This window comes from Pantoea sp. JZ2, from assembly GCF_035191405.1.
GTDB lineage: Bacteria > Pseudomonadota > Gammaproteobacteria > Enterobacterales > Enterobacteriaceae > Pantoea > Pantoea stewartii.
In genome coordinates this window covers 24128-37093 of the sequence record NZ_CP045248.1, presented here as the reverse complement: position 1 = coordinate 37093, position 12966 = coordinate 24128, and the positions used below count along the sequence as shown (strand labels likewise).

Genomic DNA, 12966 nt, shown 5'->3' with positions numbered 1-12966 from the left:
GTTAACCTTGTTTCAAATATGATGTCGGGGCGGAATATGCATAATCCACAACACGCGGGCTTCAGTGTCGCTGTCGTTAAAAATGTTATGCGGAAGATGACTTTTAAACTGAAAACTGTCGCCCGCTTCGATGAAGGTCGCCTCACCATTCACCTCCAGCGTGAGACGGCCTTCCATAACTACACCTGCTTTTTCACCAATGCCTGTCAGCATTTCTTCCGAACGCGTGCGGGGAGGGATGCTGATATACATAAACTGAATATCATGTTCACCAGAAGGCGATAACATCGCCTTGGTTATGCCCTGCCTGCCAACTTCAAAATGTGGCCGCTCACGCCAGCGCCGGACATAATGTTCAGCACCGGGTCGCATCTCTTCATTTTGTTCAAGAAAAGCGGTCAGTGGGACATTCAGGACCACGCGAAGTTGCTCAAGCACCCGTACCGTGGGGTTAGCCAGATTGCGCTCAATCTGGCTGATGGCTCCCGCCGACACATTAGCCTGTTCCGCCAGTGCCTTGATGGTCATATTGCGCGACTTGCGTATCTGCTTTAGCCGTAAGCCAATCGTCATCTCGACGGCACTCAGATCCTCTGAGTGCATTAACGCTGTTTTCATCACCATGTTCCTTAAGGTTGCGTGCCTCCGTGCATCAACACGCGATTAAGGCATTCCCCACTTCGCTTTGATTTTTTGCAATGTGCCGTCGGCCTTCATTGCCGTCAGGGCAGTATTAATATCGGCAAGTAGCTTATCGTTCCCTTGTTTCACGCCAAAGGCCATAGGTGCGATATGCTCAGGCTTGTAACCGTCCACCACATGCATACCTTTGTACGCGCCAGATTTTTCCTGGTATTTCATAATCGGGTAATCGTTCATCCCCGCAGCGATACGGCCCAGGGACAGATCGCGCATCATATCTGCCGGACTGTCATACACTTTCACCTCTTTCGCGATACCGCTCTTAATCAGCGCCTGCGTATAATCGGTGCCCGCCATGGTGCCGACGATGTCGCCTTTCAGATCCTGCTGCGAGCGATAGACTTTTTTATTGTCATCACGCACGACCAGCCCCGGTCCAAACGCAGTGACTGGCTGCGAGAACGCAATACGTTTTTCGCGCTCTGGTGTGGGTGTCATCCCGGCCACAATCATATCGATTTTGCCCGCAATTACAGACTGAATCAGCGTCGAGAAAGGCACCGCGGTAAAGTTGATGTCAAGCTTCTGACGTTTGGCCACTTCCGCGGCCACGTCCGGCATGAAGCCTTCAATTTTACCGGTTTTGGTATCCAGAAACGTGGTAGGCGCGCTGGAAGGCGGAGAGCCTGCCGTCAGTGGCGCTGCCTGCGCACTGCAAGTGAGACCAAGGGCAACAGAGAATAAAGCCATGGTAACGTGCGACCGAAGAGACATCACTTACTCCTGATTGACATGTGAACAATTAATTTCACTATAATGAAATTAAATTCCTGCCTGTCAATCTTTTCTTTTCTAAAAATGTTGCGCCTCACAAATTAACATAAAACCCTTTGATTTCCCCAGTCAGTGGGCTTTCAATGCACTTTATTACACTAATAAGTTAATGCTATGACGTCATCAGATGAAAAGTTTGACAGTATTTACTGATAAACATATTCATTTAAATGAATTTGAAGCATGACACTCAACACCGGCGGGAGCGCATAATGGACTGGAGCAGCATTCATGTTTACCTTCCCTTTCTTTTGCAAGGGGCTGAAATGACGATTTATATCACGCTACTGTCCTTGCTCATCAGTACGCCGCTGGGGTTGATCTTCGTTGCCGCAAAAATGTGTCCTTTTAAAATCATTTCCTGGCCCGTCAGCGTCATCATTAATATCACTCGCGCCCTGCCGATGATTGTGGTGCTGTTCTACATCTATTTCGTTTTCCCCGATATCGGCATTACCCTGACATCCTTTCAGGCCAGCGTCATCGGTATCGCGTTTTGCTTTTCAACCTTCCTGGCCGAGATTTTTCGTTCCGGTATTGAATCGGTGGATCGTGGTCAGCTTGAGGCGGCGCGCTCTATGGGCATGAGCTTCTTTAAAGCGATGCGACGCGTCATTCTGCCTCAGGCTTTTCATGTCGCACTGCCGCCATACAGCAATACCCTGGTCATGATGCTGAAAGACTCAGCGCTGGCGTCAACGATCGCGGTTACCGAAATGACCCGCCAGGGCCAGCTTCTGGCGGCTTCAACCTTTGATAACACCACTGTGTATACGCTGGTGGCGTTGCTCTACCTGACGTTATGCATGCCGTTGCTGGCTTTTACCAGGCACCTTGAAAATCGCCAGAAAAAAGGAGCATGAGATGATTGAAATTCTTGATGTCCATAAGCGCTTTGGTGCAGTTGAAGTGCTGAAAGGGGTGAGTTTTCGCGTCGAAGAGGGCGAAGTGGTGTGCCTGGTCGGGCCTTCAGGCTCCGGGAAATCGACGGTGCTGCGCTGTATCAACGGGCTGGAAACCTATGAAAGCGGCGCCATCCGCGTGCTTGATCAGCATGTTGACAGTAAAAGCAAACGTATCAACGCGCTTCGTCGCCAGATCGGTATGGTTTTTCAACGCTTTAATCTTTTTCCTCACCGTAGCGTGCTGGAAAACGTGATGGAAGGGCCGATTTACGTCAATGGCGAGACACGCAGTAAAGCCGAAAAGATGGCCAAAGAGCTGCTGGAAAGAGTAGGGCTGGGCGACAAAGTTTCCGCCCGGCCGTCGCAGCTTTCCGGTGGTCAGCAGCAGCGCGTAGCAATTGCCCGCACGCTAGCCCTGCAGCCGAAAGCCATTCTTTTTGATGAGCCGACATCCGCGCTGGACCCAGAACTGGTCGGCGAAGTGCTGCAGGTTATGCGCAACCTGGCCCAGCAGGGAATGACCATGATCGTGGTAACGCATGAGATGCAGTTTGCAAGAGAGGTCGCCGATCGTGTGTGTTTTCTGCACAGCGGACAGATTGTAGAGCAGGGGCATGCGGATGAGGTGCTGCTGCGGCCTCAGGAAGCGCGCACGCAGGATTTCCTGCGCCGCGTACTGGGCAACACAGGCGTACAGAGTCTGATGAATACCTAATTCAAACGGCCCGTTTGATCGGGCTTCGCTAGCCATTCAGCTGAGATGAGTGGCCCTGCCTGTCACCCGACGCTGCGTCGAGCAAAATCTCTGGCAACCTTTCGCTGAGGCGTCGGTACAAACGCCCCCGCCAGGCGGATTAAGCCCGCATCTGAATGCCTTCAGTAATAATGTGCTGAAGGTTTTTTACCGTCTGGTCGAAAAACGCCGGATCGCTGAGCGTTTTACCGGTGATTGCCTCAACCTGCACGCTAAAATCGGCGTAATGCTGCGTCGTTGCCCACAGCATAAAAATCAACTGCATTGGATCGACGGGGGCAATGCGCTCATCTTTAATCCAGCCCCGAATGACATCGCATTTCTCTTCTACCAGGGTTTTCAGGCCGCCCCCCAGCTCCTGTTTCAGCAACGGCGCGCCCTGAACCATCTCCAGGCAAAAAAGACGCGAAGCCTGCGGATGATCGCGGGACACACAGAGTTTCAGGCGAATATATTCTCTAATGGCTTCCAGTGGATGCTGATCGGGCTGTAAGGCCTTTAACGGCGCCAGCCAGATATCCAGCAGTCCTTTCAGCACATCAATATAGAGCGCTTCTTTTGTCGGGAAGTAATAAAAGAGGTTAGTTTTCGAGACGTCAGCCCGTTCTGCAACCTGCTCCAGCCGGGTGCCGTGAAAGCCATAGAGTGAAAAAAATTCCAGTGCGGCGGTCATGATAGCGCCACGTTTGGCAGCAACCGCCCGCGAGCGTCGCGTTGTGGTTTTGGAACCTGGGCTAACGGATTTTTGCTCTCCGGCGGCAGCGTGCGGGTGTTCGACCAATGGCTTCACAACATCTCCTGAGACAAACAGCAAGGCGTGAATGATAACAAATGGGGGCAGGGGCGACTATCGTAACGCTCATTATTCACGCGCTCTGAAATCAACAGTTGAGCGATTTGCACCCTTTTTGCTCAATCTTGCCTGTTATCTGTGCAGTTATTTTTGAACAACGGGTCCGAAACAGACCGTTTGCTCCAGTTATCTTCCATTCAAACTTTCAACCCTTTGAAAAGGTTATTTATTTTAAAACTGGCACCTGCTTTGCAAAGACTTTTGCGTCTGGAGATTTCAGCACGGTGCAATTCGGAACCCGCAGGACGCACTCAAGCCGCGCAGAGATTTTCGTAAGCCCTTGTATTGGTACGTATTACTTTTAATCGAGGTGAGCGATGAAAATCGGTGTCTTTATTCCTATCGGCAACAACGGTTGGTTAATTTCAGAAACTGCACCGCAGTACAAACCGACCTTCGACCTGAACAAAACCATCGTGCAAAAAGCGGAGCACTATCATTTCGATTTTGCGCTTTCCATGATTAAACTGCGCGGCTTCGGTGGTAAAACCGAATTTTGGGAACACAATATGGAGTCGTTCACGCTGATGGCCGGACTGGCCGCCGTGACCTCTCGCATCCAACTTTACGCCACGGCCGCTACGCTGGTGATGCCGCCGGCGATCGTCGCGCGCATGGCCGCCACCATTGATTCCATCTCTAACGGCCGTTTCGGTGTCAACGTTGTCACCGGCTGGCAAAAACCCGAGTACGAGCAAATGGGCATGTGGCCGGGCGATGACTATTTTACCCGCCGCTATGATTACCTGACCGAATACGTGAGCGTGCTGCGCGATCTGTGGGGCACCGGCCACTGCACGCTCGACGGCGAATTCTTCAAAATGGACGACTGCCGCGTCAGTCCCCGCCCGCAAAGCGAGATGAAAGTGATCTGCGCCGGGCAAAGTGATGCAGGCATGGCGTTTTCTGCCAGACATGCCGACTTTAATTTCTGCTTCGGCAAGGGCGTCAATACACCAACGGCCTTCGCGCCAACCGCCGCCCGCATGAAAAAAGCGGCAGAGGCTGAAAACCGCGACGTATCTTCTTATGTGCTGTTCATGGTCATCGCCGATGAAACCGATGAGGCCGCGCGCGCCAAATGGGAGCTGTATAAAGCCGGGGCTGACGCCGAGGCGCTCGCGTGGCTGACCGATCAGAGCAGCAAGGACACCCAATCCGGCAGCGATACCAATGTCCGTCAGATGGCGGATCCCACCTCAGCGGTCAACATCAATATGGGCACACTGGTCGGCTCCTGGGCCAGCGTCGCCAGAATGCTCGATGAAATCGACACCGTGCCCGGCGCTGGCGGCGTCCTGCTGACCTTTGACGACTTCGTTGAGGGCATCGAAAACTTTGGCCGCTACATTCAGCCATTAATGAAAACCCGCCAGCACATCGGCATTGCGCAGAAAGAGGTCGCATAATGAACGTTGTTGAGAATCCGTCAGTGGTCCGCCGCGAACCCCACAATACCGGCGAGGAAACGGTCCTCACAGCCCGTCCTGAAGCCATCGCTTTTACCCCGCAGCAAACTGCGCTGATTGTCGTGGATATGCAAAATGCCTATGCGTCACAGGGCGGTTACCTGGATCTGGCGGGCTTTGATGTCTCTGCCACCGCGCCGGTGATCGCCAATATTAAAGTGGCGATTGCCGCCGCACGCGCGGCGGGCATCAAAGTGATTTTCTTCCAGAACGGCTGGGATAATCAGTATGTCGAAGCCGGCGGTGCGGGGTCGCCGAACTTCCATAAATCCAATGCGCTAAAAACCATGCGCAAACGCCCGGAGCTGATGGGCAAACTGCTGGCAAAAGGCGACTGGGATTACGATCTGGTCGATGAGCTTCAGCCGCAGCCGGGCGATATTGTGCTGCCCAAACCCCGTTACAGCGGCTTCTTTAATACCCAGCTCGACAGTCTGCTGCGCAGCTATGGCATTCATCATCTGGTGTTTACCGGCATCGCCACGAATGTCTGCGTGGAATCCACCCTGCGCGATGGCTTTTTCCTGGAATATTTTGGCGTCGTACTGGAAGACGCGACGCACCAGGCCGGCCCGGAATTCGCACAGAAAGCCGCGATTTATAACATTGAAACCTTTTTTGGCTGGGTCTCTAACGTGCGTCAGTTCTGTGACGCTGTTGGCTACAAAACTGAACAACACGCGGCCTGACCGCTTTTACAAAGGACAATCAACGATGCCTAAAAGCGCCATTATTCCCGCTGGCAGTGGAGTGCCACTGGCACCTTTTGTTCCGGGCACGCTCGCCGATGGCGTGGTGTACGTTTCCGGGACGCTGCCGTTTGATAAAGACAACAACGTGGTGCACGTTGGCGATGCCGCGGCACAAACCCGTCACGTTCTGGAGATCATCAAAAACGTGATTGAAACCGCAGGCGGCACAATGGAGGACGTCACCATGAATTCCATCTTTATCACCGACTGGGCCAATTACGGGGCAATCAATCAGGTCTACGCCGAGTATTTTCCCGGTGAAAAACCCGCGCGTTTCTGTATTCAGTGCGGGCTGGTGAAGCCGGATGCCCTGATTGAGATCGCAACGATTGCCCACATCGGCAAGTAATCTGTTTACCGGCATCTGTTCTGATAACCCTGAGGAAACAGCATGTATTACAAGGTATTAGGTAAAGATAATGCCGATGCAGACACGGTCGTGCTCTCTTCAGGGCTGGGCGGTTCCGGCAGTTTCTGGCAGCCGCAACTGCCTGTACTGACACAGTATTTTCGCGTCGTGATTTATGACCAGCACGGCACCGGCCTGAGTCAGGGCACCGTTCCGGCCGGTTACCGCATGGAGGATATGGCCGATGAGCTGGCGGGCATGCTCAACGGGCTGGATATCCGCCGCTGCCATCTGGTCGGTCACGCACTCGGCGGCATCGTTGGCCTGCATCTTGCACTGCGTTATCCGGCCTTACTGCAAAGTCTGGTGGTCATCAACGGATGGGCAACGCTCGACAGCCAGACGCGTCGCTGCTTTGAGGTCCGCCAGAACCTGCTGCTTAACAGCGGGGTGGATGCGTATGTTCAGGCGCAGCCCCTGTTTCTGTATCCGGGCGACTGGCTTTCTGAACATGAGGCGTTATTACAGGAAGAGCGCCAGCATCAGGTGGCGCATTTTCAGGGAATGGAAAATCTGCTGCATCGCTTACAGGCGCTGATGACGTCTGACCTGGCCGCCTCGCTCGACGGGGTGATCGCACCGACGCTGGCGCTGAGCTGTAAAGACGATTTGCTGGTGCCCTGGCAGCGCTCGGCCGATCTCGCTGCCCGTCTTCCTCTGGGGGAGCACCAGCAAATGCAGTATGGCGGTCACGCCATGAGTGTGACCGACCCCGATACGTTTAACCCGATTTTACTGGACTGGCTGCGGCGGCATGCTTTTCATGCAGCTGACATCGTGTCCGAGCCCTTTTCAACGGAGATATCATGGCCGAAGCCTTAACCGCCAGCGCCCTGGCAACCCTGTTCACTGACGCCCGCACCCATAACGGCTGGCTGGATAAACCGGTGACCCATGAACAGCTGGAAACGATTTACGCGCTGGCGCGCATGGGGCCAACATCTGCAAACTGCAGCCCGGTGCGCATTGTGTTTATCCAGAGCCAGGCGGCCAAAGAGAAACTGGCACCGGCGCTGTCCAGCGGCAATCTGAAGAAAACCCTGACTGCACCGGTGACGGCGATCATTGCCTGGGATCCTGCGTTTTATGAATTACTGCCCGAACTGTTTCCCTCCGGCGATGCGCGTTCGTGGTTCACCTCCAGCCCGCAGCTGGCGCACGATACGGCATTTCGCAACAGCAGTCTGCAGGCAGCCTATCTGATTATGGCCTGCCGCTCACTCGGACTGGACACCGGACCGATGTCTGGTTTCGACAATGCGAAAGTGGATGAAACCTTCCTGGCGCAGACGGGCTGGAAATCCAACTTTCTCATCAACATCGGTTACGGCGACAGCAGCAAACTGTATCCGCGCGCACCGCGTCTTGACTTTGACCGCGCCTGCCGCGTGCTGTAAGCACCCTGTTTCATTATGAGGACACGAGCATGCAATCCACTCTGAACGCCACACAGTCCGTAACCGCTGTTAAACAGGCTGCCGTTGAAAAGCAAGAGTTCCGCGATGCGATGGCGCACCTGGGTTCCGCCGTCAACATCATCACCACAGACGGGGCAGGTGGACGGGCCGGTTTTACCGCCTCTGCGGTATGCAGCGTGACCGATACGCCACCGACGTTGCTGGTATGCCTGAACCGCGCGGCCTCTGTTCATGCGGCGTTTACGCAAAACCAGGTGCTGTGCGTTAACACGCTCTCAGACGGTCATGCGTCGCTGTCCAATCTGTTCGGCGGAAAGACACCGATGGATGCGCGTTTCGCGGCCGCTGACTGGGCCAGCCTTGCCACCGGATCGCCGATCCTCACTGATGCGCTGGTGTCGTTTGACTGCAACATTACGCAGATCACCAGCGTCGGCACCCACGATATTTTGTTTTGTGAAGTCGTTGCTATTCAGCGCAATGACAACGGCCACGGACTGGTGTATTTCGACCGGCGCTATCATCCACTGATGCGTCAGACAGCCTGTTAACTCACTCCTCTCAACTTAGTAAGGGTCGTGCATGGCAAATACCTGGTTTCCACAATGGCGTAAAAGAGAAGGCAATCTGGATGGCGTCGTCATCGCGCCGGATGAACGGCTGCCGTCAGGCACGACGATCATTATGGGATTGCAACATACGGTAGCGATGTTTGGCGCCACGGTCCTCATGCCCTTACTGATGGGCTTTGACGCTAATATGGCCATCCTGATGTCGGGGATCGGTACCTTACTGTTCTTCCTGGTGGTAGGCGGTCGCGTACCGAGTTACCTCGGGTCCAGTGCCGCCTTCGTCGGACTGGTTATCGCGATAACCGGCTACAGTGGTCAGGGTGCGAATCCCAATATCGGTGTGGCCCTTGGCGGGATTATTGCCTGCGGCCTGCTCTATATGGTGATCGGTTTTATCGTAATGGCGGTTGGCACGCGGTGGATTGAACGTCTGATGCCGCCCGTGGTGACCGGTGCCGTGGTCATGGCGATTGGGCTAAACCTCGCGCCGATTGCGATTCACAGCGTCTCCGCCTCCTCGTTTGACAGCTGGATGGCCGTCATGACCGTGCTTTGCATCGGTTCGGTAGCCGTATTCACCCGCGGTCTGGTGCAGCGCCTGTTGCTGTTACTGGGGCTGGTGGCCGCTTATCTGATTTATATGGTCATCACCAACGGCCTTGGGCTGGGCACGCCGGTGGATTTTAGCGCGGTCGCTCAGGCACCCTGGTTTGGCGCACCAACCGTTACGACGCCAGTATTCAGCGCGCATGCCATGCTGATGATCGCGCCGGTCGCAGTAATCCTTGTCGCAGAAAATCTCGGCCATATTAAAGCGGTGGCTGGTATGACCGGTAAAAACCTTGATCCCTACATGGGCCGCGCGTTTGTCGGTGATGGACTGGCGACGATGCTGTCCGCCTCCGCAGGTGGAACGGGCGTGACAACCTATGCAGAAAACATAGGTGTTATGGCTGTCACCAAAATTTACTCCACGCCGATTTTCGTCGCCGCGGCGGTTATTGCCATTGTGCTGGGCTTCTCACCTAAATTTGGCGCACTGATCCACACCATTCCTGGCCCGGTGCTCGGCGGCGCATCCATTGTGGTATTTGGGCTGATTGCCGTGGCAGGTGCCCGCATCTGGGTACAAAACCACGTCGACCTGGGGCTGAACGGCAACCTTATCATGGTCGCGGTCACGCTGGTTTTAGGCGCAGGCAACTTTACCCTGACGCTCGGCAGCTTCAGCATGGGCGGGATCGGCACTGCGACCTTCGGGGCGATTTTGCTGAATGCATTTTTGAGCCGAAGCAAAATGGCAAGCGCACAGCCAGGGGTGAAGACGGAGGCGGTGGTGAAGGAGTAAACCGGGATCTTTTCCTCAGCCGGAGAAGCAGGAAGGGCGGAGCGGGCCGGAACGACAACCGGGTGTTTTTTACGCACCCGTAAAGCATCATTCAGGAAACAAAGAGGCTAAGCGGAAGAAAAACGCTCTGCCCGCCAGTGAAACAGGGCTGTGCTCCGTACACGGTAGCATCAGCCCAACTCCATAAGAGGTTTTCGCAAAAAAACCGTGGGTTTTCAGGCAATTTACCTTAGTCGTCACGTTGAATGCTTTCCTCATGGACATTACTGCCCACCGTTTTCCCGTTTTGATTCTCAATGCGTTACCCGTGAATGATGACTGGCGGTTCTCACTCGATCTCGCCGCGTGTGAGACAGCAACCAATATCATTCGTCATGCGCTAAACGAAGACAGTCACCGCCGGTTTACAGTGGAATTTATTGCGTCAGACATCAGCATTACGCTTCGCTTTATGGACGAGGGGAGTGTATTTCCCGCTGAACGCCTCCAGGCGGCACGTTGTGATGCTTTTTCTGACCAGACAATGACCCAGGAAAGCGGCAGAGGGCTGAAATTGATTTTGTGGTATGTGGATAAATTTCGGATCGAATACTCGGCGGGCAAAAATATTACTTTGCTGGAAAAGTCGTTGGTATGTTAGTGCCGAATGCCTGTTATGAGCGGATGTACTGGACTGATAAGCTGTTGCGCCGGGCGAACGCAGTGTCACCCTACGTATGTCCATGCTGATAACAACAGACTCAACGATACGTTCTGAGCGGCACACGCACTCAACCTATGGCATCGCAGTTCTGTGATATTTTTTGGACAGGCACTTATGCACCTGTCTCACGGCGCCCACTTAGTCGTCAGTATGTGGTGGAACCGGCAAACCTAGCGCGCTTACCAGTTCATCGATACCGAGAGGAACGTCAAACCATTTGTCGTTAGACAGAACGACGCGGCAACCTTTTGAAAATTCTTCTTCACGGACCCAGGCAATAAGCTCTTTCTGGATCATCCATGTTTTATTATTTCTGTCCCTGAGGGTCACCAGGTTAGTGGGTGAGCAGGAAACGCCGGTGGTTGTTTCTGAGGTGTGATATATGCTGGTGTCTAACATGCGGTGCTCCAGTCAAATGGCTAGCTTGAAACTTTTTTATTGTGTATGAGTAACCACGGCAGACGGACCACCAGGACGAGCTTTTTGCCGTCCCTCTGCTCTTGCCGCACAACGAGAGTTAAACCTGCACTTACATTAATCCGCTTCCTGCATTCACCTTCCTTCCTGTCGCTGAAAGGTTTCAACAGAAAGCTATCCGCATCAGAAACGCGGACAAGTGGTCAGCTAGTATATCGTCACCGTTTCGTTTTTCTTCACGGCTATCTGCTTTGGCCCGTGCAAGACCGTAAACAAAGTGGCCACTTATTCAGAAAGAGCCTGTTATCTGAGCAGACATTTTTCTCTGGGCCAGTGCGATCGTACATTCAGGGTCATAAGCAGTCTGACAAGCTGAACAACGCTTTTCGGGCGGGTCAAACCAGGCGCACGTGAAAGCAAAGTACACCTAAAAATCGTTCCTTGCTGGTGTGTATCAGCAGTGTATACTTATAACTCACACTTCGGAGGTGTACATGAAATACAGAACTAACGTCACCATTGATAAAGAAGCCTACGAGATATTTTCATCTGCGGGTTTAAACCTTTCTAAAATGGTTAACGAGCTTGTCACTACTGAGGCTCGCAGAATCCGGGCTGAACGCTGGAAAGAAGAAAACCGTGAAAGCATGAAAGCCTTCTCTGACTTTGTGGGAGAAGAGGGATCGCTTTCTGATATGTACAGGAACTGGTAGGGATGCAATTTGACGTTTACTCACACAAGAATGGTAAAAAATATCCTTATCTTGTTGAAATACAAAGCTACCTGATAGACACACCAGGCCGTTTAATGGTTGCCCCCCTTGCTCTTCCGGGCGAGTTCGTGGGTTCAGGTGAACTTTATCCTGAGGTACTGGTTAACGGCAGCAAGTACCGCGTTGTGACAACCGACATTGCATCTGTCCCGGTGAAAGCGTTAGGGGATAAAGTGGGTGATGTCAGTCAGTATGAAGCAGCAATAAAAAACGCCATTTTCAGGCTTTTTTGGGGTTTCTGACAGGTTTTCTTAACCCACCGATGCCGGTCACCGGCAATGACGGGGCGGATCGGCCAGCTATGAATGTCGCATTCGCTGGCGGTTTTCGTTAGTCTGCCGCGAATAAACGTTCACGGCAGTAAACCTAAAACACAGCACCGCTATTCTGGCTTTCTTAAAAGGCAGGAATCACGTGATCAAGTTTGGGTCGTTCCAGAGACGAAATCCACCTTCGAATGCCAGCGTGTTGTCGCCTTTCCGGCAGTTGGGCGGAAGTGAATCGAGTTCACCTACGTTTCCGCCGCCTAAGACGACGTACTCAGGCTGTAACGCGGCGGTCAGCATCTCCACTACATCAAAAACACGCTCTTGCCATTTTTTGTTGCCCTTTTTTATCCGATAGGCTTCACCCACATAATGTTCATAGCTATTGCCCTTGCGATAAGGTAAGTGAGCAATCTCCATGGGCTGAGCGACATTCTCAACGATCATCGCAGCACCTAATCCCGTGCCAAGACCGAGAAAGAGCATGCGTCCGCCCTGATAGGAACCCAGCGCCTGCATCAGGGCGTCGTTGACGATACGAACAGGGCAACCGAATGCGCCCGCATAGTCAAATCCCACCCAGCCCTCACCGAGGTTGGCGGGTTCCCGAAGCGGTTTGTTGTGGGCGACCGGACCGGGATATCCCATTGCAATCACATCGTAGGTCATGCCTTCAGCCAGGCTCTTAACCACAGCAACCATTTCAGCCGCAGACATTGTCTTTCCACTGTCCGCCTTCTTTTTCACCCCGCCAGCGCTGGAGAGGATTTTTACATGGCTTCCGCCGATGTCGATGGCCAGAACGATTTCATCTTTTTTCTTTTTAGGTTGCCGCGTCATTGATAGTGCTC

The 12966-nt window shown here is 53.4% G+C and carries 17 protein-coding genes; 12 read left to right on the top strand and 5 right to left on the bottom strand.

Translation table 11 applies throughout. The annotated features are described in order from the left end of the window. Nucleotides 1-12: 12 nt before the first annotated feature. Nucleotides 13-618, bottom strand: a complete 606-nt coding sequence (locus tag GC087_RS22680; RefSeq protein WP_006121924.1) for a cupin domain-containing protein — start codon at nucleotides 616-618, stop codon at nucleotides 13-15. Between the two features lie 45 nt (nucleotides 619-663). Continuing rightward, nucleotides 664-1416, bottom strand: a complete 753-nt coding sequence (locus GC087_RS22675) for an ABC transporter substrate-binding protein (protein ID WP_324030722.1) — start codon at nucleotides 1414-1416, stop codon at nucleotides 664-666. A 272-nt stretch (nucleotides 1417-1688) separates the two neighbouring features. Here GC087_RS22675 and GC087_RS22670 point away from each other — a divergent pair, with 272 nt between their 5' ends. Both GC087_RS22670 and GC087_RS22665 read left to right on the top strand, forming a co-directional pair. Continuing rightward, nucleotides 1689-2339 carry an amino acid ABC transporter permease gene (locus GC087_RS22670; protein ID WP_324030721.1) on the top strand — a complete coding sequence of 217 codons (651 nt, stop codon included), beginning with the start codon at nucleotides 1689-1691 and terminating at the stop codon, nucleotides 2337-2339. A gap of 1 nt (nucleotide 2340) precedes the next feature. Then, nucleotides 2341-3096 carry an amino acid ABC transporter ATP-binding protein gene (locus GC087_RS22665; RefSeq protein WP_324030720.1) on the top strand — a complete coding sequence of 252 codons (756 nt, stop codon included), beginning with the start codon at nucleotides 2341-2343 and terminating at the stop codon, nucleotides 3094-3096. A 139-nt stretch (nucleotides 3097-3235) separates the two neighbouring features. On the opposite strand, the gene rutR is transcribed toward GC087_RS22665, so the two are convergent. After that, nucleotides 3236-3916, bottom strand: a complete 681-nt coding sequence (rutR, locus tag GC087_RS22660) for an HTH-type transcriptional regulator RutR (RefSeq protein ID WP_226374676.1) — start codon at nucleotides 3914-3916, stop codon at nucleotides 3236-3238. A gap of 389 nt (nucleotides 3917-4305) precedes the next feature. Here rutR and rutA point away from each other — a divergent pair, with 389 nt between their 5' ends. The 8 genes from rutA to GC087_RS22620 all read left to right on the top strand — a co-directional run bounded on the left by rutA (nucleotide 4306) and on the right by GC087_RS22620 (nucleotide 10596). Beyond that, on the top strand, nucleotides 4306-5397 hold the full coding sequence (gene rutA, locus GC087_RS22655) for a pyrimidine utilization protein A (protein ID WP_006121918.1): 1092 nt from the start codon (nucleotides 4306-4308) through the stop codon (nucleotides 5395-5397). After that, nucleotides 5397-6146 carry a pyrimidine utilization protein B gene (gene rutB / locus GC087_RS22650; protein ID WP_006121917.1) on the top strand — a complete coding sequence of 250 codons (750 nt, stop codon included), beginning with the start codon at nucleotides 5397-5399 and terminating at the stop codon, nucleotides 6144-6146. The genes rutA and rutB overlap by 1 nt, the downstream gene beginning before the upstream one ends. A gap of 25 nt (nucleotides 6147-6171) precedes the next feature. Then, nucleotides 6172-6558: a pyrimidine utilization protein C gene (rutC, locus tag GC087_RS22645; RefSeq protein ID WP_006121916.1), complete on the top strand. Its 387-nt coding sequence runs from the start codon at nucleotides 6172-6174 to the stop codon at nucleotides 6556-6558. A gap of 42 nt (nucleotides 6559-6600) precedes the next feature. Continuing rightward, nucleotides 6601-7440, top strand: a complete 840-nt coding sequence (gene rutD / locus GC087_RS22640) for a pyrimidine utilization protein D (protein ID WP_033742500.1) — start codon at nucleotides 6601-6603, stop codon at nucleotides 7438-7440. Next, complete coding sequence (locus GC087_RS22635; RefSeq protein ID WP_006121913.1) at nucleotides 7425-8015, top strand: malonic semialdehyde reductase; 591 nt, start codon at nucleotides 7425-7427, stop codon at nucleotides 8013-8015. The genes rutD and GC087_RS22635 overlap by 16 nt, the downstream gene beginning before the upstream one ends. 29 nt (nucleotides 8016-8044) lie before the next feature. Continuing rightward, a complete protein-coding gene (rutF, locus tag GC087_RS22630; RefSeq protein WP_324030719.1) occupies nucleotides 8045-8587 on the top strand; it encodes an NADH-dependent FMN reductase RutF in 543 nt (180 codons plus the stop codon). Nucleotides 8588-8618: 31 nt separating this feature from the next. Next, nucleotides 8619-9956: a pyrimidine utilization transport protein G gene (gene rutG / locus GC087_RS22625; RefSeq protein ID WP_324030718.1), complete on the top strand. Its 1338-nt coding sequence runs from the start codon at nucleotides 8619-8621 to the stop codon at nucleotides 9954-9956. A gap of 256 nt (nucleotides 9957-10212) precedes the next feature. Next, nucleotides 10213-10596 carry an ATP-binding protein gene (locus GC087_RS22620; protein ID WP_054633992.1) on the top strand — a complete coding sequence of 128 codons (384 nt, stop codon included), beginning with the start codon at nucleotides 10213-10215 and terminating at the stop codon, nucleotides 10594-10596. Nucleotides 10597-10797: 201 nt separating this feature from the next. Here the strand turns inward: GC087_RS22620 and GC087_RS22615 are convergent, their stop codons facing one another. Continuing rightward, the gene (locus GC087_RS22615) at nucleotides 10798-11058 is read right to left on the bottom strand and encodes a hypothetical protein (RefSeq protein ID WP_054633991.1); all 261 of its coding nucleotides are present in this window, start codon (nucleotides 11056-11058) and stop codon (nucleotides 10798-10800) included. A gap of 512 nt (nucleotides 11059-11570) precedes the next feature. Here GC087_RS22615 and GC087_RS22610 point away from each other — a divergent pair. Together GC087_RS22610 and GC087_RS22605 are read left to right on the top strand one after the other, a co-directional pair. After that, nucleotides 11571-11789 carry a type II toxin-antitoxin system CcdA family antitoxin gene (locus GC087_RS22610; protein ID WP_006121899.1) on the top strand — a complete coding sequence of 73 codons (219 nt, stop codon included), beginning with the start codon at nucleotides 11571-11573 and terminating at the stop codon, nucleotides 11787-11789. A gap of 2 nt (nucleotides 11790-11791) precedes the next feature. Beyond that, nucleotides 11792-12091: a CcdB family protein gene (locus GC087_RS22605; RefSeq protein ID WP_324030717.1), complete on the top strand. Its 300-nt coding sequence runs from the start codon at nucleotides 11792-11794 to the stop codon at nucleotides 12089-12091. Nucleotides 12092-12259: 168 nt separating this feature from the next. On the opposite strand, the gene GC087_RS22600 is transcribed toward GC087_RS22605, so the two are convergent. Continuing rightward, nucleotides 12260-12955, bottom strand: coding sequence for an ROK family protein (locus GC087_RS22600; RefSeq protein WP_324030716.1), 696 nt, complete (start codon nucleotides 12953-12955; stop codon nucleotides 12260-12262). Nucleotides 12956-12966: the final 11 nt, after the last annotated feature.